Annotated in this window: 24 protein-coding genes; 14 read left to right on the top strand and 10 right to left on the bottom strand. The window is 62.3% G+C overall.

What is annotated here, in order from left to right:
• Window positions 1–7 precede the first annotated feature (7 nt).
• From ACODSD_RS14650 to ACODSD_RS14640, 3 genes are all read left to right on the top strand, one after another.
• The gene (locus ACODSD_RS14650; protein ID WP_048411783.1) at window positions 8–799 is read left to right on the top strand and encodes an inositol monophosphatase family protein; all 792 of its coding nucleotides are present in this window, start codon (window positions 8–10) and stop codon (window positions 797–799) included.
• Between the two features lie 84 nt (window positions 800–883).
• Complete coding sequence (locus ACODSD_RS14645; protein ID WP_107800353.1) at window positions 884–1,282, top strand: VOC family protein; 399 nt, start codon at window positions 884–886, stop codon at window positions 1,280–1,282.
• A gap of 16 nt (window positions 1,283–1,298) precedes the next feature.
• Window positions 1,299–1,625 carry a hypothetical protein gene (locus tag ACODSD_RS14640; RefSeq protein WP_253314523.1) on the top strand — a complete coding sequence of 109 codons (327 nt, stop codon included), beginning with the start codon at window positions 1,299–1,301 and terminating at the stop codon, window positions 1,623–1,625.
• 1 nt (window position 1,626) lies between these two features.
• On the opposite strand, the gene udk is transcribed toward ACODSD_RS14640, so the two are convergent.
• The 10 genes from udk to iscR form a co-directional block, all read right to left on the bottom strand.
• Entirely contained in the window at window positions 1,627–2,247 is a 621-nt protein-coding gene (gene udk, locus ACODSD_RS14635) for a uridine kinase (protein ID WP_048413454.1), read from the bottom strand.
• Between the two features lie 92 nt (window positions 2,248–2,339).
• Complete coding sequence (locus tag ACODSD_RS14630) at window positions 2,340–2,975, bottom strand: glutathione S-transferase family protein (RefSeq protein ID WP_107800352.1); 636 nt, start codon at window positions 2,973–2,975, stop codon at window positions 2,340–2,342.
• A 173-nt stretch (window positions 2,976–3,148) separates the two neighbouring features.
• Window positions 3,149–3,343 (bottom strand): Fe-S cluster assembly protein IscX, encoded by a 195-nt coding sequence (gene iscX / locus ACODSD_RS14625; protein ID WP_107800351.1) that lies wholly within the window; start codon window positions 3,341–3,343, stop codon window positions 3,149–3,151.
• A 142-nt stretch (window positions 3,344–3,485) separates the two neighbouring features.
• Complete coding sequence (gene fdx / locus ACODSD_RS14620; RefSeq protein ID WP_107800350.1) at window positions 3,486–3,827, bottom strand: ISC system 2Fe-2S type ferredoxin; 342 nt, start codon at window positions 3,825–3,827, stop codon at window positions 3,486–3,488.
• Window positions 3,828–3,836: 9 nt separating this feature from the next.
• Entirely contained in the window at window positions 3,837–5,699 is a 1,863-nt protein-coding gene (gene hscA, locus ACODSD_RS14615; RefSeq protein ID WP_227104694.1) for a Fe-S protein assembly chaperone HscA, read from the bottom strand.
• A gap of 108 nt (window positions 5,700–5,807) precedes the next feature.
• Window positions 5,808–6,341, bottom strand: coding sequence for a Fe-S protein assembly co-chaperone HscB (gene hscB / locus ACODSD_RS14610; RefSeq protein WP_488877685.1), 534 nt, complete (start codon window positions 6,339–6,341; stop codon window positions 5,808–5,810).
• A gap of 75 nt (window positions 6,342–6,416) precedes the next feature.
• Window positions 6,417–6,740, bottom strand: coding sequence for an iron-sulfur cluster assembly protein IscA (gene iscA / locus ACODSD_RS14605; RefSeq protein WP_107800347.1), 324 nt, complete (start codon window positions 6,738–6,740; stop codon window positions 6,417–6,419).
• Window positions 6,741–6,756: 16 nt separating this feature from the next.
• Complete coding sequence (gene iscU / locus ACODSD_RS14600) at window positions 6,757–7,140, bottom strand: Fe-S cluster assembly scaffold IscU (protein WP_048411946.1); 384 nt, start codon at window positions 7,138–7,140, stop codon at window positions 6,757–6,759.
• 61 nt (window positions 7,141–7,201) lie between these two features.
• Complete coding sequence (locus ACODSD_RS14595; protein WP_107800346.1) at window positions 7,202–8,419, bottom strand: IscS subfamily cysteine desulfurase; 1,218 nt, start codon at window positions 8,417–8,419, stop codon at window positions 7,202–7,204.
• 33 nt (window positions 8,420–8,452) lie between these two features.
• Window positions 8,453–8,932 carry a Fe-S cluster assembly transcriptional regulator IscR gene (iscR, locus tag ACODSD_RS14590; protein ID WP_107800345.1) on the bottom strand — a complete coding sequence of 160 codons (480 nt, stop codon included), beginning with the start codon at window positions 8,930–8,932 and terminating at the stop codon, window positions 8,453–8,455.
• A gap of 451 nt (window positions 8,933–9,383) precedes the next feature.
• On the opposite strand from iscR, the gene ACODSD_RS14585 reads away from it, so the two are divergent.
• From ACODSD_RS14585 to ACODSD_RS14535, 11 genes are all read left to right on the top strand, one after another.
• Entirely contained in the window at window positions 9,384–10,505 is a 1,122-nt protein-coding gene (locus ACODSD_RS14585) for a beta-ketoacyl-ACP synthase III (protein WP_227104689.1), read from the top strand.
• A gap of 161 nt (window positions 10,506–10,666) precedes the next feature.
• A complete protein-coding gene (locus tag ACODSD_RS14580; protein ID WP_107800343.1) occupies window positions 10,667–12,265 on the top strand; it encodes an ABC transporter substrate-binding protein in 1,599 nt (532 codons plus the stop codon).
• A gap of 533 nt (window positions 12,266–12,798) precedes the next feature.
• Window positions 12,799–13,827 carry an ABC transporter permease subunit gene (locus ACODSD_RS14575; protein ID WP_107800342.1) on the top strand — a complete coding sequence of 343 codons (1,029 nt, stop codon included), beginning with the start codon at window positions 12,799–12,801 and terminating at the stop codon, window positions 13,825–13,827.
• Window positions 13,828–13,845: 18 nt separating this feature from the next.
• On the top strand, window positions 13,846–14,760 hold the full coding sequence (locus ACODSD_RS14570) for an ABC transporter permease subunit (protein WP_107800341.1): 915 nt from the start codon (window positions 13,846–13,848) through the stop codon (window positions 14,758–14,760).
• A 10-nt stretch (window positions 14,761–14,770) separates the two neighbouring features.
• Entirely contained in the window at window positions 14,771–15,745 is a 975-nt protein-coding gene (locus tag ACODSD_RS14565) for an ABC transporter ATP-binding protein (protein ID WP_107801933.1), read from the top strand.
• Window positions 15,742–16,713, top strand: a complete 972-nt coding sequence (locus tag ACODSD_RS14560; protein WP_227104687.1) for a peptide ABC transporter ATP-binding protein — start codon at window positions 15,742–15,744, stop codon at window positions 16,711–16,713. The genes ACODSD_RS14565 and ACODSD_RS14560 overlap by 4 nt, the downstream gene beginning before the upstream one ends.
• Before the next feature lie 181 nt (window positions 16,714–16,894).
• Window positions 16,895–17,419 carry a pantetheine-phosphate adenylyltransferase gene (coaD, locus tag ACODSD_RS14555; RefSeq protein ID WP_488877684.1) on the top strand — a complete coding sequence of 175 codons (525 nt, stop codon included), beginning with the start codon at window positions 16,895–16,897 and terminating at the stop codon, window positions 17,417–17,419.
• A 96-nt stretch (window positions 17,420–17,515) separates the two neighbouring features.
• Window positions 17,516–18,460 (top strand): class I SAM-dependent methyltransferase, encoded by a 945-nt coding sequence (locus ACODSD_RS14550; protein WP_107800338.1) that lies wholly within the window; start codon window positions 17,516–17,518, stop codon window positions 18,458–18,460.
• 147 nt (window positions 18,461–18,607) lie between these two features.
• A complete protein-coding gene (gene gltS / locus ACODSD_RS14545; RefSeq protein WP_107800337.1) occupies window positions 18,608–19,810 on the top strand; it encodes a sodium/glutamate symporter in 1,203 nt (400 codons plus the stop codon).
• Window positions 19,811–19,947: 137 nt separating this feature from the next.
• A complete protein-coding gene (gene trxA / locus ACODSD_RS14540) occupies window positions 19,948–20,310 on the top strand; it encodes a thioredoxin (protein ID WP_488877683.1) in 363 nt (120 codons plus the stop codon).
• Window positions 20,311–20,421: 111 nt separating this feature from the next.
• Entirely contained in the window at window positions 20,422–20,967 is a 546-nt protein-coding gene (locus ACODSD_RS14535) for a glutathione peroxidase (RefSeq protein ID WP_107800335.1), read from the top strand.
• The last annotated feature ends 180 nt before the right edge of the window (window positions 20,968–21,147 follow it).

The raw sequence follows: 21,147 nt of genomic DNA, 5'->3' as shown, positions 1-21,147 counted from the left end.
GCCGTCAATGCATCCGATGCTCAATGTCGCGGTGAAAGCCGCTCGCCGCGCCGGCAGTGTCATCCAGCGCGCGTCGCTGAATCTCGACGCGGTGCGCGTAGAGCGCAAGAAACACAATGACTTCGTGACCGAAGTGGACCGCGCCGCGGAAGAGTCCATCATCGCTTCCATTCTGGAAGCTTATCCCAAGCACGCGATTCTAGCAGAAGAGTCCGGCGCGAAAGGCATCGGTTCGTCGGAATACGAGTGGATCATCGATCCGATCGACGGCACTACCAACTTCCTGCACGGCCACCCGCAGTACGCGATCTCCATCGCGCTGGCGCATAAGGGCCAGGTGCAGCAAGCCGTGGTCTTCGACCCCAACCGCAACGATCTGTTCACCGCCTCGCGCGGCGTCGGCGCCTTCCTCAACGATCGCCGCATCCGCGTGTCCAAACGCTTCATGATGAATGAATGTGTGATCGCCACCGGCTTCCCGGTGTCCGACCAAAGCTATATCGACCAATACCTGGGCATGCTCAAGGATGTGCTGGCCAAGACCGCCGGCGTGCGCCGCGAAGGCGCGGCCTCGCTGGACCTGTGCAATGTCGCTTGCGGCCGCGTGGAAGGTTTCTGGGAGCTGAACCTCAAGCCTTGGGACATCGCCGCGGGCAGCCTGATCGTGCAGGAAGCGGGCGGCATCGTCACCGATTTGTCCGGCGAACAAGGCTGGCTGGAGTCCGGCGACATCGTCGCCGCCAACCCGAAAGTGCTGGCGCAGCTGCTGCATACGCTGGCGCCGCATATCGGCAAGTAAGCGCTGTCGGCTTGGCCCCTTGGGGCTTGAGCGGCTAACGCGTCACGGCGTCCTCGGGGGCGCCGTTTTTGTTTGGAGCGTGATATGAAACAGTTTTTGGGTTCGGTCGCCCTGGTGGTGACGGATTACGATGAAGCCATCGCCTGGTATGTGGACAAGCTGGGCTTTGTCTTGCTGGAGGATGAACGCCAGGGCGAGGACAAGCGCTGGGTGCGCGTGGCGCCGCCGGGAGCGAGCGAGTGCGCGCTGCTGCTGGCCAAGGCGAGCAATGCGCGGCAGCAGGCGGCGGTGGGCGGCCAGACCGGCGGCCGCGTGGGTTTCTTCCTGCATACCGACGATTTCTGGCGCGATTACCGCCGCATGGCGGCGGCGGGCGTGAGCTTCAGCGAGCAGCCGCGCGAGGAGGAATACGGCACCGTGGTGGTGTTCGAGGACTTGTACGGTAATCGCTGGGATTTGCTGCAGTTGAAGTCCGACGTTTAAACGCCGGCTGGGCCCCGTGAATAACAAAGAGCCGCGCATTGCGCGGCTCTTTGTTATTCACGTCGCCAAAAACCGCCGGCTCGTCGTCGGCAGCGGCTTGCGGCTGCGGCGGATAGGCGTCCGCTTCGTTCCAATCCAGATCCCAATCCAGATCCAGTTCGGCCAGCATGGCCTGGCGTCCGGCCTGGCGCTGTCCGGAGCGGCTTTGTCCGTGGGCGCCGCCTTTTTTCATGATGGGCGCGCAAGCGTGCGGATTGCGCGGTTTGATCGTGTGCATGGAGTGCTCCTGTGCTTGGGGCCCGCTAAGCGGGCGGAAGACGGCGGCGCGGACGCCGCCGGGTAAATCAGTTGTGCACCATCAGGCTGGCCACCTTGGTGGTGATGATGTCCACCGCCGGATCATTGGCGCCGTGCGGCAGGATCACGTCGGCGAAGCGCTTGGTGGGCTCGATGAACTGGTTGTGCATCGGGCGCACCGTGGTCAGGTATTGTTCGATCACGCTGTCGGTGGTGCGGCCGCGTTCGGTGATGTCGCGCTTGAGACGACGGATGAAGCGCACGTCGGAATCGGTGTCGACGAAGATCTTCAAGGACATCATGTCGCGCAGCGCGGCGTCGTACAGCGGGAACAGGCCTTCGATGACGATGACCGGCGCCGGCTGCACGGTGATGGTTTCCTCGGCGCGGGTGTGGTTGGCGAAGTCGTAGACCGGCATTTCGATGGCGCGGCCGTTGCGCAGATCGTCGATGTGCTCGATCAGCAGCGGCCAATCGAAGGCTTGCGGGTGGTCGTAGTTGGTGGCCAGCCGCTGTTCGAAGGTCAGATGGCTCTGATCGCGGTAGTAATAGTCTTGAATGATCACTGCCGCCATCTCGGAGCCAATGGTTTCCAGCACTTGATTGGTCACCGTGGTTTTACCGCTGCCGCTGCCGCCTGCAACGCCGATGATGAACGGGGTGGTCATGAAACTATCCTTCTACGCGTAAAAATGATAAAAAAACGCGCCATTCTAATGAGTTATGGCGCGTCCTTCCACTCTAATTGCGACATTATCCGCTATGAAGCGCGCTGACCTTCCGCCTGGGCGGCCTCATACCACTCCCGCATCGCCGGCAAAGCCAGCAGACGATCGACGTAAGCCTGCGATTGCTCCGGCAATTTGACGTTATAAGTGTGGAAGCGGGTGGCGATGGGCGCGAAGAAGGCGTCGGCGATGCTGAAGCCGCCGAAGATGAATTCGCCGTTGGCCTGGTGGCGCGGCAGATGCTCTTCCCACAGCGAGATGATGCGGGCGATGTCGAACTCCACCGCCGGCGTGCTCTGATAATTGATGTGGCGCAGCGTCAGATTCATCGCCAGGTGTTCGCGCAGCGCGGAGAAGCCGGAGTGGATCTCGGCGACGATGGAGCGGGCGACCGCGCGCAGCCCCGCGTCGTCCGGCCACAGCTTGGCGGCGGGAAAGCATTCGGCCAGGTATTCGCAGATGGCCAGCGAATCCCAGATCCGCAGCTTGCGGTCTATCAGCACCGGCACCTTGCCGGCCGGGTTGGCGGCCAGGATGCGGGCCTTGGTGTCGGACAGATAGAGATCGATCTGCTGCTCTTCAAACGGCTCGTCCAGCATTTTCAGCACCAGCCAGGGGCGCAGGGACCAGGAGGAGTAGTTTTTATTGCCGATGATGAGGGTGAACATCAGGGAGCTCCGTTTCGAAAGAGGAGGCTGCCGGCGGGCTGTCGCAGCCTTTGTCCGATGATACCGCCATCGGCCCGTCTTTTCCTATGCGGAGACGGCGGGTTTTGGGCCCAAGACGGCAAAAAGGCCGCATCCTGCGACGCGGCCTTGCTAAAACGGGGGGGCGGGGAGGCTTATTCCACCTCGTCGATCCAGGCTTGCTGGATCGCCTCCAGCACGCGTTCGCCGCCGCGGCTGTGGTCGTCGTCAAAATCCGGCAGCTCGACGACCCAGTTGTGCAGATCAACGAAGCGCACGGTCTTGGGGTCGACTTCCGGATGGGTTTCCGCCAGTTCGATGGCGATGTCCAGCACGTCGGTCCATTTCATCTTGTGTCTCTCCTGAGCCTGATTTGCGGTTCTTGAGTTTGATTTTTCTTATCAAGCGGCGATGCCGCGAAGCCAAGCCGCAGACAGTGCTATGGCACGGCAAGGCGGCGGCGACAAAGGCAGTGCGCTTGAGAAGGAAAACTCAATGGTGTTCGCGGGCGTGGTTGATGGTGTACCGGGGAATGTCTATCACCAAATCCTCATCGGCGACAATGGCCTGGCAGGACAGCCGGGACTGGGCTTCCAGTCCCCAGGCCTTGTCCAGCAGGTCTTCTTCCAGCTCGTCGGCTTCGTTCAGGGAGTCGCCGCCTTCGCGGACGATGCAATGGCAGGTTGTGCAGGCACAGGACATCTCGCAAGCGTGCTCGATCTCGATATCGTGATCCAGCAGGACCTGGCAGATGTTCTGGCCGGGTTCGGCGTTGTCGATGACCAGGCCTTCCGGGCAGAGGTCGGCGTGGGGCAATACAATGATTCGCGGCATGGCGGATCCTTACAAATCGGAAATGTTGTGGCCTTTGAGCGCGCGTCGGATATTGCGATCCATGCGGCGCGAGGCGAATTCTTCGGTGGCGCGGTTGAGGCGGCCGGAGGCCTCGTTGACCTCGCGCGCGATTTGAGCGGCGGCGATGGCGGCGTCCACGGCGGCCAGCGCCTCTTCCACCGCGGCGCGTTCGTCGGCGTCCAGCAGATCGCCGTCGCTGGCGAGCGCAACGCGACAGGCCTCGCTGAGGCTGGTGGCGTCGACGACGGCTTCGCGCAGCTTGCGCGCCTCGATGTCTTCATGCACATGGGTCATGGACTCGGTCAGCATGCGGCTGATTTCCTCGTCGCTCAGACCGTAGGAGGGCTTGACCTCGATGCGCGCTTCCACGCCGCTGGTCTGTTCGCGGGCGGACACTTCCAGCAGGCCGTCGGCGTCCACCTGGAAGGTGATGCGGATGCGCGCCGCGCCGGCCACCATCGGCGGGATGCCGCTCAGGGTGAACTTGGCCAGCGAACGGCAATCGGCCACCAGCTCGCGCTCGCCTTGCAGCACGTGGATGGACATCGCGGTCTGGCCGTCCTTGAAGGTGGTGAAGTCCTGAGCGCGGGCCACAGGGATGGTGCTGTTGCGCGGAATGATCTTCTCGGTCAGGCCGCCCATGGTCTCGATGCCCAGCGACAGCGGGATCACGTCCAGCAGCAGCCACTCGTCGTCGCCCTTGTTGCCGGCCAGCACATTGGCCTGGATCGCCGCGCCCAAGGCGACGACCTTGTCCGGGTCCAGATTGGTCAGCGGCTCCTGGCGGAAGAAATCGCCGACGGCTTTTTGCACCTGGGGCATGCGGGTGGCGCCGCCCACCATCACCACGCCATGGACCTCGTCCGCGGCGACGCCGGCGTCGCGCAGCGCCTTGCGCACCGGCAGCAGGGTCTTGTCCACCAGGTTCTTGGTGATGCCGCGGAAGGTGTCCTGGTCCAGCGTCAGGTTCAGGGCCTGGCCGTCGGACAGCAGCGCGGTGATCTGAGTCTCCGCGTGCTCGGTCAGCGCTTCCTTGGCCTCGCGGGCGCGGGTCAGCAGTAAGCGGGTATCCTGGGCGCCTAGCCCGGACAGGCCGGCTTGTTCCAGCATCCAGCAGTAGACGCGATGGTCGAAGTCGTCGCCGCCCAGCGCGGAGTCGCCGCTGGTGGCCAGCACTTCGAACACGCCGCGGCTGAGTTTGAGAATGGAGACGTCGAAGGTGCCGCCGCCCAGATCGTAGACGACGTATATGCCTTCGCTGCCGTTGTCCAGCCCGTAGGCGATGGCGGCGGCGGTGGGTTCGTTCAGCAGGCGCAGCACGTTCAGGCCGGCCAGACGCGCGGCGTCCTTGGTGGCCTGACGCTGGGCGTCGTCGAAATAGGCCGGCACGGTGATGACCGCGCCGGTCAGATCGCCGCCCAGGCTGGCTTCGGCGCGCTGTTTCAGGGTGCGCAGAATGTCGGCGGAGATTTCCACCGGGCTTTTGATGCCGCCGCGGGTCACCAGTTGCAGCATGCCGGGCGCGTCGACGAAGCGATAGGGCAGGTTGCGGACGTCCGGCAGATCGGCCAGGCCGCGGCCCATGAAGCGCTTCACCGAGACGATGGTGTTGTGCGGGTCCTTGTTCTGCTCTTTCTGGGCGTCGTAGCCCACGCTGACGCCGCCTTCTTCGGCGTAGCGCACCACCGAGGGCAGCAGGCTGCGGCCGTGCTCGTCCTTGAGGACGGCGGCGGATCCGCTGCGCACCGAGGCCACCAGGGAATTGGTGGTGCCCAGATCGATGCCGATCGCCAAGCGGTGTTGGTGAGGGGCGGCGGAGAGGCCGGGTTCGGCGATTTGCAGTAAGGCCATATTCAGTTCAAATCAGTTCGAGGTAAGCCGCCTGCTGCGGCGGAGGCGGATGGAGAGGACGGGCCGGAGCGCGATCCCCACGACGGGGAAGGGCCGGCGGCCGAGGGCTCAGTCAAGCAGCGCCTCGATGGCATCGCCGATTTCCTGGTCCAGTTTTTCCAAAAACCGCAATTTTCTCACTAGAAGCGCGGCGGCGTCCAAGTCGGCGCGCTGGTCCAGCGCCACCTCCAGCTCGGCCTGATGCGCGCGGCTCTCGTCCCGCAACTGGCGCGACAAGGCTTCTAGGCGTTCGAGTTCGCCGCCGGCGCGGGCTTCTTCGATGTTTTCGCGCCATTCCATCTGCGCCATCAGGAAGGCGGCCGGCATCTGAGTGTTGGTGTCTTCCTGGGTGTCCACGCCGGCGAGCGTCAGCAGGTAGCGGGCGCGGTTCAGCGGCGACTTCAGCGTTTGGTAGGCTTCGTTGACCCGGGTGGCCTGCATCAGCGCGCTGCGTTTTTCGGCGTCGGAGCTGCTGGCGTAGCGGTCGGGATGGACCTGGGCCGCGGCGGTGCGCCAGGCGTGCTCCAGCGCTTGGCCGTCGATGGCGAAACGGCGCGGCAGATTGAACAGGGAGAAGAAGTCTTGGCTGAAATCGGTGCTCATAGGGACGGGGCCGGAAAACCTAGCGTACAGTTGGACGACGGGCGGGCGGCGCCGAAGCGTGCCCGCCTGCCGGGGTCAGACGTTGAAGCTTTCGCCGCAGCCGCACTCGTTTTTGACGTTGGGGTTGTTGAACTGAAACCCCTCGTTCAAGCCTTCCTTGGCGTAATCCAACTCGGTGCCGTCGAGATAGGCCAGGCTCTTGGCATCGGTGAACACGGTGACGCCATGGCTTTCAAAGGTCACGTCTTCGTCGCTGGCCGCGTCGACGAACTCCAGCTTGTAGGCCATGCCGGAGCAGCCGGAGGTCTTGACGCCCAGACGGATGCCCAAGCCCTTGCCGCGTTTGGCGATGAAGGCGCTGACGTGAGCGGCGGCGCGTTCGGAAAGGGTGATAGCCATGATGTGTCCCCGCTGATTATTTGCCGTGCTTTTGCTTGTAGTCGTTGACCGCGGCTTTGATCGCGTCTTCGGCCAGGATGGAGCAGTGAATCTTCACCGGCGGCAAGGCCAGTTCTTCGGCGATGGCGGTGTTCTTGATATCCAGCGCCTCGTCCAGCGATTTGCCCTTGACCCATTCGGTCACCAGCGAGGAGGAGGCGATGGCGGAGCCGCAGCCGTAAGTCTTGAACTTGGCGTCCTGAATCACGCCGTCCTCGCCCACCTTGATTTGCAGCTTCATCACGTCGCCACAGGCCGGCGCGCCCACCATGCCGGTGCCCACGCTGTCGTCGCCTTTTTCGAAAGAGCCCACGTTGCGCGGGTTTTCGTAGTGATCCATTACCTTGTCGCTGTATGCCATGATTGTCTCCTTCAGCGCCGCTCCGGCCTGGCCGGCTCGGCGCTGGATATTGCTGTCGCCCTTAGTGGGCGGCCCATTGAACCGAATTCAGATCCACGCCGTCTTTGAACATTTCCCACAAGGGGGACAGTTCGCGCAGCTTGCCGATCTTTTGGTTTAGCAGATTCACCGCGAAGTCGATTTCCTCCTCGGTGGTGAAGCGGCCCAGCGTGAAGCGGATCGAGCTGTGGGCCATTTCGTCGTTGCGGCCCAGCGCGCGCAGCACGTAGGACGGCTCCAGCGAAGCCGAGGTACAAGCCGAACCGCTGGATACGGCCAGCTCCTTGATCGCCATGATCAGGCTTTCGCCTTCGACGAAGTTGAAGCTGACATTGAGGTTGTGCGGCACGCGTTGGTCGATGTCGCCGTTGATGTAGACCTCTTCCATGTTCTTGATGCCGTTCCACAGGCGGTCGCGCAGCATGCGGATGCGTTCGCGCTCGCTGTCCATCTCTTCGCGGGCGATGCGGAAGGCTTCGCCCATGCCCACGATCTGGTGGGTGGCCAGGGTGCCGGAGCGGAAGCCGCGCTCATGGCCGCCGCCGTGCATCTGCGCTTCCAGGCGCACGCGCGGCTTGCGGCGCACGTACAGGGCGCCGATGCCTTTGGGGCCGTACACTTTGTGGGCGGACAGGCTGAGCAGGTCCACTTTCTGCTTTTCCATGTCGATGATCACCTTGCCCGGGGCCTGGGTGGCGTCGACATGGAAGATCACGCCCTTGGCGCGGCAGATTTCGCCCAGCTGTTCGATGTCCTGCACCACGCCGATTTCATTGTTGACGAACATCACCGAGGCGACGATGGTGTCCGGGCGGATGGCGGCCTTGAATTCTTCAATGTCCAGCAGGCCGTTGTCCTGCACGCCCAGATAGGTCACTTCAAAGCCCTGGCGTTCCAGCTCGCGCATGGTGTCCAGCACCGCCTTGTGTTCGGTCTTGACGGTGATCAGGTGCTTGCCCTTGCTCTTGTAGAAGTGGGCGGCGCCCTTGATCGCCAGGTTGTCGGACTCGGTGGCGCCGGAGGTCCAGACGATTTCCTTGGAGTCGGCGTTGATCAGCTTGGCCACTTCAGCGCGCGCGTTCTCCACCGCTTCCTCCGCGTCCCAGCCGAAGCTGTGGCTGCGGGAGGCCGGGTTGCCGAACTTTTCGTAAAGATAGGGAATCATCTTGTCGGCAACGCGCGGGTCTACCGGCGTGGTGGCCGAGTAGTCGAGGTAGATCGGATGCTTGAGCTGGCTCATTTATATTCTCTCCACAGAAGATGGGTCCGCGCCTCACAGGGCGCCGGAGGCGGCAGAAGCGTGAACCACGCTGCATTCGCGCTTATCCTGCAATACAGTGTTTTCCTTGGTCTTTTGCTGCTCAACCAGGCTGGCGAGGCTGACCTTGGACAGGTAGTCGAAAATGGTGACGTTCAGATTGGTCCACAAATCGTGGGTCATGCAGCGCTGATTGCCGCGACAGTTCTCGCGGCCGCCGCACTGGGTGGCGTCCACCGGCTCGTCCACGGCGGTGATGATGTCGGCCACGGAGATGTCGATCGGGGTCTTGGCCAGGGTGTAGCCGCCGCCGGGGCCGCGCACGCTGTCCACCAGTTCGGCGCGCCGCAGCTTGCCGAAGAGTTGTTCCAGGTAGGAGAGCGAGATGCCTTGACGCTCGCTGATGCCGGCCAGCGTGACCGGGCCGCCGCTCTCGCGCAATGCCAGATCCAGCATCGCGGTGACGGCAAAACGCCCTTTAGTGGTTAAACGCATGTCTCTGGTCTCCAAGAGTGGGTATTTGGAGGAGGATGAATTCCTGATGCAGACGATTATACCTAATATCCGACTGTTTTAGTCAACTATTATCGGCGGAGGCAAGAGGATGCGGCTGCGCAAAGCCGATCATTTTACTCGGTTTTTAGTTCGAGGGGTAGTTTTGCCTACGGGATCCGCGGCAGGCCGCAGGCCGGAATCGGGCGTCGGCAGGGCGGCGCGAGCCGGCCGCGCAGGGGCGGGAAGGGCCGCGAGCCGCGCCGCGGCGGCGTTTGCGGTTTTATTACTTTCAGATGAAGGGCTTGGTGTAGAATCCGGCGACGGATAAGGATCGTCCGCGGACGGGCCGAAACGGGGCGGGCATTTCCGCTCGGGCGGCGCAGCGAGGACTGTCGTCGCCGCAACAAAAATCTACACTTACCCGGGTCACGGGGGGCTAAAAGGACAATTCATGCACAAGGTCGTCATTAGCGGAACCGGCTTGTTCACGCCGCCGCACGCGGTCAGCAACCAGGAACTGGTCGCGGCTTTCAATGCCTTTGTACACGCTCACAATCAGCAGCACGCGGACCGGATCGCCGCCGGAGAAATGGAAGCGCTGGCCGAGTCCAGTTCCGAATTCATCGAGAAGGCCTCCGGCATCAAGCAACGTTTCCTGATGGACAAGAGCGGGGTGCTGGATCCGGCCAGAATGGCGCCGCGTTTGCCGGAACGCGGCAACGACGAGTTGTCGGTGCAGGCGGAGATGGCGGTGGCCGCGGCGCGCCAGGCGCTGGAACGCGCCGGCCGCAGCGCCGCGGACATCGACATGGTCATCGTCGCCTGCTCCAATATGCAGCGTCCGTACCCGGCGGTGTCCATCGAAGTGCAGCAGGCGCTCGGCATCCAGGGCTACGCCTTCGATATGAACGTGGCCTGCTCGTCCGCCACCTTCGGCATTCAGACCGCGGTCAACGCCGTCGCTTGCGGCCAGGCGCGCGCGGTGCTGATGGTGAATCCGGAAATCTGTTCCGCCCATTTGAACTTCCGCGACCGCGACAGCCACTTCATCTTTGGCGACGCTTGCACCGCGGTGGTGCTGGAGCGCGCCGAGGCGGCGAGCTCGGCGCAGCGTTACGAGGTGCTGGGCAGCAAGCTGGCCACGGTGTTCTCCAATAATATCCGCAACAACTTCGGCTTCCTCAATCGTTGCGACGAGGCGGGGATAGGCCAGCCGGACAAGCTTTTTGTGCAGCAAGGCCGCAAGGTGTTCAAGGAAGTCTGCCCGATGGTGGGCGATCATATCGCCGCGCATCTGGAAGGCCTGGGCATCGCGCCGGCCGAGGTGGCGCGCTTCTGGCTGCACCAGGCCAATCTGGCGATGAATCAGCTGATCTCCCGGCGCGTGCTGGGCCGAGAGGCCGGCGATCAAGAGGCGCCGGTGATTCTGGACCGTTACGCCAACACCAGTTCCGCCGGCTCCGTGATTGCATTCCATCTGCATTCGGATGACCTGCGGAGCGGGGATGTCGGCGTCATTTCATCTTTTGGCGCGGGCTATTCGGTGGGCAGCGTTGTGCTGAGGAAAATCTGATAAGCCGGAAAAAATAGTCCTAGCGCGAAGGGCCCTTGGCAGAAAAAAGCAGAGGACGCTTGTCAAAAGCGTCCTCTCTGCATAATGTATCCCCCCATGGCGGGCTTGGATCCCGCTGACAAGAAAGACCGATGAGTCTGTACAAGGGAAAGGAAATAAAGATGCAAACTGTCAAGAAAGCGCTGTTGGCAGCCGGCCTGATCGCCGGGACCGCGATGGCCGCCCAGGCCGCCGGCACCCTGGTGTACTGCTCCGAAGGCAGCCCGGCGGGTTTCGACCCTGGTCAATACACTACCGGCACCGATTTCGACGCTTCCGCCGAAACCGTGTTCAACCGCCTGGTGCAGTTCCAACGCGGCGGCACCAAGGTGGTGCCGGCGCTGGCAGAGAAATGGGATGTGGCCGCCGACGGCCTGAGCTACACCTTCCATCTGCGCAAGGGCGTGAAGTTCCAGACCACCGACTACTTCAAGCCGACCCGCGAATTCAACGCCGACGATGTGGTGTTCACCTTCAGCCGCATGGTCGACAAAAACCATCCGTTCCGCAAAGCCTATCCGACCGAATTCCCGTATTTCACCGATATGGGCCTGGACACCAATATCGTCAAGGTCGAGAAAATTGACGCCAATACCGTCAAGTTCACTCTGAAGAGCCTGGACGCGGCCTTCCTGCAGAACCTGGCGATGAGCTTCGCCTCGGTGCAGTCCGCCGAGTACGCGGACAAGCTGCTCAAGGCCGGCAAGCCGCAGCTGATCAATCAGCAGCCGGTGGGCACCGGCCCGTTCATCTTCAAGCGTTACCAGAAAGACGCGCAGATCCGCTTCGCCGCCAACAAGGAATACTGGAACAAGGCCGACGGCCCGAAAGTGGACAATCTGGTGTTCGCCATCACCACCGACGCTTCCGTGCGCTACCAGAAGCTGAAAGCCGGCGAGTGCCAGATCACCGTCAACCCGCGTCCGACCGATCTGGCCGCGATGAAGGCCGATTCCAAGCTGTCGGTGACCGCGCAGCCGGGCTTCAACCTGGGCTACCTGGCTTACAACGTCAAGCACAAGCCGCTGGAAAAGCTGGAAGTGCGTCAGGCGCTGGACATGGCGATCAATAAGAAAGCCATCATCGACGCGGTGTACCAGGGCGCCGGCCAGCCGGCCACCAATCCGATGCCGCCGACCCAGTGGTCCTACAACAAGAGCCTGAAAGACGCGCCTTACGATGTGGCCAAGGCCAAGGCGCTGCTGGCCAAGGCCGGCTACCCCAACGGCTTTGAATTGAGCTTGTGGGCGATGCCGGTACAGCGTCCGTACAACCCCAACGCCAAACTGATGGCGGAAATGGTGCAGTCGGACTGGGCCAAGATCGGCGTCAAGGCCAAGATCACTTCCTACGAATGGGGCGAGTACATCAAGCGCGCCAAGGCCGGCGAGCATGACACCATGTTGATCGGCTGGACCGGCGACAACGGCGATCCGGACAACTGGCTGGGCGTGCTGTTCGGCTGCGACGCGATGAACGGCAACAACTTCTCCAAGTGGTGCTACAAGCCGTTTGAAGACCTGATCCAGAAGGGCAAGCGCACCGCCAACGTGGCCGAGCGCACCAAGCTGTACATGAAGGCTCAGGAAATCGTCAAACAGCAAGTGCCGATGACCACCATCGCCCACTCCACCGTCAATCAGCCGATGCTGAAATCGGTGCAGGGCTTCAAGGTCAGCCCCTTCGGCCTGAACTCCTTCTACGGCGTCAGCGTCAAGTAAGCCTGAAATAATAAAAACACGGCGACATCGGGGGCCTGGCCCCCGATGTTTTGGCTAAGTTCGGCGAATGGCGCTGCTGATGCCGGCCTGTCCGCGTTGCGGCCGGGACCGACGCTGAAGCGGAGCGCTATTGGCCACTACAAGCCTTGGGTTTCCAGTCGCACGCAGAGGCGGCGGGCCCGATGGCGGCGGAACGTCTACTGGGTGGTTTTCAGAGGGTAGTCAGTCACAGCGTGGAGAGGCTGTGCGTCCGGCTTGACCTGGGTCAAGCTCGTCTGCGGCGAGGGGTGCTATCTTGCACTTGCCGTAGCGGTGGCGCAGCTGATGTGGGTGGGTGGTTCAGTTGCATGCCATCGCTTCGGCGCTCTTCTTGCTGTTTTCCTTGCTTCTTCTCCGTCCGATTCCGGTAACGTCTCCCCAAAACGCAATAGAGCCGTCGTTCGCCGTTTGCCATGCAAGGCGTCGTCGCTCTGGGTCTCATTTGAGTATTGCGCCCAGTCGCCCAGCGGGGCCGGCGCAAGGGAGAAGTCCTCATGTTTTCCTTTATTCTGCGAAGGTTGGGTTTATTGGTGCCAACCTTCTTCGGCATCACGCTGCTGACCTTCGGCCTGATCCGCATGATTCCGGGCGATCCGGTGGAGGTGATGGTGGGCGAGCGCGCGCTCGATCCGCAAATGCACGCCGAAGCCTTGCATCGCCTGGGTCTGGACAAGCCGCTGTACGCTCAGTATTTCGACTACGTGGTCAATCTGCTGCATGGCGACCTGGGCGAGTCCCTGGTGACCAAGACCGGGGTGTGGACCGAATTCAAAACCCTGTTCCCCGCCACGCTGGAATTGGCGATCTCCGCCTTGATCTTCGCCACCGTGCTGGGTCTGCTGGCCGGCGTCATCGCCGCCATCAAGCGCGGCTCGCTGTTCGACCACGGCGTGATGGGCATCTCGCTGACCGGCTTCTCCATGCCCATCTTCTGGTGGGGTCTGATCCTGATCATGTTCTTCTCGGTCAAGCTGGGCTGGACCCCGGTGTCCGGCCGCGTCGACCTGACCTTCGACATCGCGCCGCACACCGGCTTCATGCTGATCGACTCCTGGATGGCGGAGGTCGCGGATCCGGAAGTGAACGCCGGCGCCTTCAAGAACGCGCTGATGCACCTGATTCTGCCCGCCATCGTACTGGGCACCATTCCGCTGGCGGTGATCGCGCGGATGACGCGCTCGTCGATGCTGGAAGTGCTGCGCGAAGACTATGTGCGCACCGCGCGCGCCAAGGGCCTGTCGCCGGCGCGAGTGATCTTCATCCACACCCTGCGCAACGCGCTGATCCCGGTGTTGACCGTGATCGGCCTGCAAGTGGGCACGCTGATGGGCGGCGCGGTGCTGACCGAAACCATCTTCTCCTGGCCGGGCATAGGCAAATGGCTGATCGACGCCATCAGCCGCCGCGATTATCCGGTGGTGCAGAACGGCATCCTGATGGTGGCGACGCTGGTGATCGTCACCAACTTCATCGTCGACATCCTGTACGGCATCGCCAATCCGCGCATCCGTCACGCCAAGTAACAGCCAGTAGGTGGACTTATGACTCAGACTACGCAAGTCAACGCCGGGCCGGACCTGGCGCTGGCCTATCCCTCGCCGCTGAAGGAGTTCTGGCAGGGTTTTTCCCACAACAAGGGCGCGGTGGCCGGCCTGATCTTCATGCTGATCGTCACCTCCTGTGCGCTGTTGGCGCCGCTGGTGGCGCCCTACAGCCCCATCGAGCAGTACCGCGATCATTTGCTGACCCCGCCGGCCTGGGTGGACGGCGGTTCGGCGCAGTTCCTGTTCGGCACCGACGAATTGGGGCGCGACATCCTGTCGCGGCTGATTCACGGCGCGCGGCTGTCGCTGTTCATCGGCCTGTGCTCGGTGCTGATGGCCTTGCTGCCGGGCGTGGTGCTCGGCCTGTTGGCCGCCTTCTTTCCCAAGGCCCTCGGCGGCGCGATCATGCGGCTGATGGACATCATGATGGCCTTGCCCTCGCTGTTGCTGGCGGTGGCCATCATGGCCATTCTCGGACCGGGGCTGATGAACGCGATGATCGCCATCGCCACCGTGTCCTTGCCCGCCTATGTGCGCCTGACCCGCGCGTCGGCGATGACCGAGCTGAACCGCGACTACGTCACCGCCTCGCGCGTGGCCGGCGCGGGCCTGCCGCGGCTGATGTTCGTCACCGTGCTGCCCAACTGCATGGCCCCCTTGATCGTGCACGCGACCATGAGTTTTTCCTCGGCCATTCTGGAAATCGCCGCGCTGGGCTTCCTCGGCCTGGGCGTGCAGCCGCCCACCCCGGAGTGGGGCACCATGCTGGCCTCGGCCCGCGATTACATTGAAAGCGCCTGGTGGGTGGTGACGCTGCCCGGCCTGACCATTTTGCTGTCGGTGCTCGCCATCAACTTGATGGGCGACGGCCTGCGCGACGCGCTGGACCCGAAACTGAAGCGCGCCGCTTGAGGGGATGGACATGAGTTTGTTGCAAATCAAGAACCTCTCGGTGGAGTTTGGTTCGGAAAAAAATCCCTTCCGCGCGGTGGAAGGGCTGGACCTAGAGGTCAATCAGGGCGAGATCGTCGGCATCGTCGGCGAATCCGGCTCCGGCAAGTCGGTGACCATGATGGCGATGATGGGGCTGCTGGAAGGCCAGGGCCGCATCGTGGCCGACGAACTGAGCTTCGACGGCAAGAACCTGCTGACCATTTCCTCGCGCGAGCGCCGCAAGATCGTCGGCAAGGACATCGCGATGATCTTCCAGGACCCGATGACCTCGCTGAACCCCAGCTACACCGTCGGTTACCAGATCATGGAAGTGCTGAAGCTGCATCAGGGCCTGCGCGGAGCCGCGCTGAAGCGGCGCGCGCTGGAACTGATGGAACTGGTGGAGATTCCGGCGCCGGCCTCGCGGCTCAACGCCTATCCGCACCAGCTGTCCGGCGGCATGAGCCAGCGCGTGGTGATCGCGATGGCCATCGCCTGTAATCCCAAGCTCTTGATCGCCGACGAGCCGACCACGGCGCTGGACGTGACCATTCAGGCGCAGATCATGGAGTTGCTGGTCAGTCTGCAGAAAAGCCAGAACATGGCGCTGATCATGATCACTCACGATCTGGCGGTGGTGGCCGAGGTGGCCCACCGGCTGGCGGTGATGTACGCCGGCCAGGTGGCGGAGATGGGCGCGGTGCCCGGCGTGTTCAATCACCCGACCCACCCGTACACCGAGGCGCTGCTGTCGTCGATTCCGGAGCACAGCAAAGGCGCGCATCGGCTGAACACCTTGCCCGGCATCGTACCGGGGCAGTACGACCGTCCCAGCGGCTGCCTGTTGTCGCCGCGTTGCCCCTATGTCAAGGACAACTGCCGGACCCAGCGTCCGGGGCTGACCCCGGTGGAAGGCGGCGCCGTGCGCTGCCACTACCCGTTGCTGGACAAGGAGGCGAAATGAGCACCGTATTGCAAGCGCGGGATCTGACCCGCTATTACGACGTGTCCCAGGGCTTCCTCAAGCCCTCGGCGCAGGTCAAGGCGCTCAACGGCGTCTCCTTCGAACTGCAGGCCGGCAAGACGCTGGCGGTGGTGGGCGAATCCGGCTGCGGCAAGAGCACGCTGGCCCGGCAACTGACGCTGATCGAAGCGCCGACCTCCGGTTCTTTGCTGCTGGACGGCAAGGACGCGGCCCAGGCCGGCAAGGCCGACTTGAAAGCCATGCGCACCAAGGTGCAGATGGTGTTCCAAAACCCGTACGCGTCCTTGAATCCGCGTCAGAAAATCGGCAGCCAGCTGGCCGAGCCGCTGCTGATCAACACCTCGCTGAACGCCAAGGAGCGCGAAGACAAGGTGCGCGGCATGATGCAGCGGGTCGGTCTGCGGCCGGAGCACTTCTTCCGCTATCCGCACATGTTCTCCGGCGGCCAGCGTCAGCGCATCGCCATCGCGCGCGCAATGATGCTGAACCCCAAGATCGTGGTGGCGGACGAGCCCACCTCGGCGCTGGACGTGTCCATCCAGGCCCAGGTGCTCAATCTGTTCATGGATTTGCAGGACGAGTTCAAGACCGCCTATGTGTTCATCTCCCACAATCTGTCGGTGGTTGAGCATGTGGCCGACGACCTGATGGTGATGTACCTGGGGCGCGCGGTGGAGGTGGGGGAAAAGAACCGCGTTTACGAACGGCCGCTGCACCCCTACACCCAGGCCTTGTTGTCGGCGACGCCGTCCATCCATCCTGAGCAGCGCCGCATCAAGATCAAGATCGAGGGCGAACTGCCCAGCCCCTTGAAGCCGCCGTCGGGCTGCGCCTTCCACAAGCGCTGCCCGCACGCGAACCAGCGTTGCGGGGAAGAGGTGCCGGAATTGCGCGAGCTGGATCAGCGCATGATCGCCTGCCATCGCGCCGAAGACATCAACGTCTGAGCGCGTATTGTCCTATTGTCAGCGGGACCGCCATGCGCGGCCCGCTTTTTTTTGGCCGCGCTTTGTCGATAATGAGGAAAATGGACAGATTCTGCTGCGGATAGTCCAGCTGGAAGCGAAACATTTTGCGCAATGCACAAAAATTGCTTTACCCGCCCCCAACGACCACGATACATTCGCCATGGCACACACAGTCAAAGGAAAACGAGAATTGAAGCGAGCCGTGTACGCGGGCAGCTTCGACCCGGTGACCAACGGTCACCTATGGATGATTCGCGAAGCGGTGGAACTGTTTGACGAATTGATCGTAGCGGTCGGAGTGAACCCGGAAAAACACTGTACCTTCAGTGTCGAGGAACGAGTGGCTTTGCTGCGCGCCGTCACCGGCGGCTTCAGCAAGTTGCGGGTGGATGTGTTCGAGAACCAGTTCCTGGTCAATTACGCGCAAAGCATAGGCGCCAACTACATCATCCGCGGCATCCGCACCGCCAGCGACTATGAGTACGAGCGCACCATGCGCTACATCAACTCCGATTTGCACCCGGACATCACCACCATCTTCCTGCTGCCGCCGCGCGAATACGCCGAGGTGTCGTCGACGATGGTCAAAGGCCTGGTGGGGCCGCGCGGCTGGGAAAGCGTGATTCGCCAATATCTGCCGGAGCCGGTCTACAGCAAGCTGATCGAGATGTATTCGTCCGAATAGCCGCGGCTGTAATAGAATTGGATATCCGTTCACGCGCCGCCTGCAGTCAGCGGCGCGTTTGTTTTGTGTTTTGCCCATCGCCCATATCGAGGACTCATGCTGGACGTCAGCCCATTCGCCAATCGCCTGGCCAAGAATTTCAAGCACCACGCCAAATGGGCGCGCCGCCAGGGGCTGGACGCCTGGCGCGTTTACGACAAGGACGTGCCGCAGTTCCCGTTCGCGGTGGACCTGTACGGCGAGCGCGTCCATCTGCAGGAGTACGACACCGGTTGGGAGATGGAGGACGAGGCCTATCGCGACTGGATCAACGCGGTGGTGGACAGCCTGTGCGCGGTCACCGGCCTTGCGCCCGGCGCGGTGACGCTGAAGAACCGCCGCCGTCAAAAGGGCGTCAGCCAGTACGAGAAAGTGGGACAGTCGGGCGACGACTTCATCATCGATGAGTTCGGCCAGCGTTTCATCGTCAATCTGGACGCCTACCTGGACACCGGCCTGTTCTTGGACCACCGCAATACCCGCAAGCGGGTGAGGGAAGAGGCCGCCGGCAAGCGTTTCCTCAATCTGTTCGCCTATACCGGCAGCTTCACCGTCTACGCCGGCTGCGGCGGGGCGATCAGTTCCGAAACCGTGGACATGTCCAATACCTATCAGGATTGGTCGCGCCGCAATTTCGAGCTCAACGGCCTGGATCTGGCCCGGCATCAGCTGGTGAGGGCCGACGTGTTCCAGTATCTGGAAGAGGCGGTGGACGGCGGCAAGCAGTTCGACCTGATCGTGATGGACCCGCCCACCTTCTCCAACTCCAAGAAAATGCGCGACATCCTGGACGTGCAGCGCGATCACGTCTGGCTGATCGACTACGCGATGGCGCTGCTGGCGCCGGGCGGCACCTTGTACTTCTCCAATAATCTGCGCAGTTTCAAGCTGGACGAGAGACTGGCCGAGGATTACGTCATCCGCGACATCAGCGCGCAATCGGTGCCGGAAGACTTCCGCAACCGAGCCATCCATCAGTGCTGGCAGATACGCCGCGACTAGCGGTTTGAGTCTTCTATATAAGGTTCTGGTTAATTAGAGGCCGAACTTTATCGCCGGGTTTCCTATCGTATTGCATGGCGCGACAACATTCCGACAGCTGCTAGTCTGAATCATGCGCGCCTTCGCTCATCACAATAAGGAGACTCGATGATTCAACTCGATTTCTACGGCACCCTGGTGGCCGCGTCGCTGGTTTTGCTGCTCGGGCGCAAACTGGTGGCGCATGTCGGCGCGCTGCGCACCTACAACATCCCCGAGCCGGTGGTCGGCGGCTTGCTGATCGCCGCCTTGCTGCTGCTGTTCCGCCAAGTCACCGGCAGCGAAGTCCGCTTCGACGCTTCGCTGCAAACCCCGCTGATGCTGGCCTTCTTCGCTTCCATCGGCCTCAACGCCAATTTGAAAAGCCTGAAACAGGGCGGCAAGACCGTCGGCGTCTTCCTGGCCGTGGTGGTCGGCCTGCTGCTGGTGCAGAACACCTTGGGCATCGCTTTGGCCAGCTTGCTGGGCCTGGACCCATTGATGGGCTTGCTGGCCGGCTCCATCACTTTGTCCGGCGGTCACGGCACCGGCGCCGCCTGGGGCGGCACCTTCGCCTCCAAATACGGATTGGCCTCGGCCTCGGAACTGGCGCTGGCCTGCGCCACCTTCGGCCTGGTGCTGGGCGGCCTGATCGGCGGCCCGGTGGCGCGCTTCCTGGTCAAGAAAGTCAAAACCCCGGGCGCCGAGCACAATGCCGACGATCCGCCGCTGGCCTTCGAACAACCGGACGCCCAGCGTCTGATCACGCCGCACTCCTTCATCGAGACCCTGGCGCTGATCGCCGTCTGCTTGCTGGGCGGCACCTTTCTCGGCGGCCTGCTCAAAGGCACGCCGCTGGAACTGCCCACCTTCGTCTGCGTATTGTTCGTCGGCGTGCTGATCAGCAACGGCTTGGCGGCTTTGGGTTGGTATCAGATCTTCGAGCGCGAAGTGTCGGTGCTCGGCAATGTCAGCCTGTCGCTGTTTCTGGCCCTGGCGCTGATGTCGCTGCGCTTGTGGGATTTGGCGGCGTTGGCGCTGCCCATCTTCGTGCTGCTGCTGGCGCAAACCGCGGCGATGGCGATGTACGCGATCTTCGTCACCTTCCGGGTGATGGGCCGCAATTACGACGCGGCGGTGCTGGCCGCCGGCCATTGCGGCTTCGGCCTGGGCGCCACCCCCACCGCCATCGCCAATATGCAGGCGGTGACCGAGCGCTTCGGCCCTTCGCATCTGGCCTTTCTGGTGGTGCCCATGGTGGGCGCCTTCTTCATCGACATCGTCAACGCCATCGTAATCAAGCTCTACCTGGCACTGCCCTTCATCGGCTAAGCCTTGCGGCAGCGGAGGCTATCGCCCGGATTGATAAATTCAACCAGGCGATAGCCTTGCAATGACGTGGCCGCGTACCTATCTTTGCTGCAACAGCCCGCCGCTGGCGGGCGCTTCAGACAGCGAAAGACATCCCCATGGCTTACATCAATCTCAACGCCGACAACTTCAACATCCATATGAAAGAGGAAGGCCTGGTCATCCTCGACTTCTGGGCGCCGTGGTGCGGTCCGTGCAAAATGTTCGGCCCCACTTTCGAAGCCGCGTCGGAAAAACACGCCGACATCGTGTTCGGCAAGATCAATACCGAAGACGAACGCGACCTGGCCGCTCACTTCAATATCCGCTCCATTCCGACGCTGATCGCCATCAAGGACGGCATCATGGTGTTCAACCAGGCCGGCGCGATGATGGCGGCGCAATTCGAACAACTGATCCAGGGGCTGCGCGAACTGGACATGGACAAGGTGCGGGCCGATATCGCCAGCCAGCAGGAATGACAGCTGGCGCCGACGCGCGGCGCTCAGGACAATAGATAAGGCAATGCTTCAGGCATTGCCTTATTATTTTGTCTGCCATCTATATAGGTATGGCGCAGCGAGGAGACGCGAATGAAACGATGGGGCGCAATGCTGATTTTTTGCAGTCAGGCGGTGATGGCGGCTTGCCCGGCTTTATTGAACTACACGGTGCCGGGTCTGATGGGCGGTCAGATCAATCTATGTCAGTACGCGGACCGGCCGTTGCTGGTGGTCAATACCGCGAGCCACTGCGGCTTCACGCCGCAGTTCAAGCAACTGCAATCGCTGTATCAGACCTATGGGCAGAGGGGGCTGATGGTGGTTGGCTTTCCCAGCAACGATTTCTTTCAGGAACTGGAGAGCGATAAGGAGATCGGCGCCTTCTGCGAGGCCAATTACGGTGTGACCTTCCCGATGGCCGGAAAAGGGCATGTGCGCGGCGCCGATGCGCAGCCGTTCTTCAAAGCCTTGATCAAGGCCACTGACGACGCTCCGGTATGGAACTTCCACAAATACCTGATCCTGCCCGGCGCCAGCAAGGTGGTCAGCATAGGCACGCGCACCAAGCCGGACGATCCGGAAGTCGTCAACGCCTTCCTGCCTTATCTGAAGCCGGCGGAGAGCGTGAAAAACTAGAAGATTTGCGTGCATCCTGCAACGGGCCGGCGAAGCGCCGGCCCGTTTTTCATGGTTCGGCGGGGCGGTTGAGGTGTGTCGGCAAATACCCCTTTCGGATATTTCTTGCCGCATCAAGGGTTTGGCCTGCGGGGTCCGCTTTTGTTGAGGTTTTTCTCGCAAAAGGTGTTGACGGGTTTA

The sequence above is a fragment of the Chromobacterium sp. FG22 genome (assembly GCF_057809415.1).
This window is presented reverse-complemented; position numbering and strand designations above follow the sequence as displayed.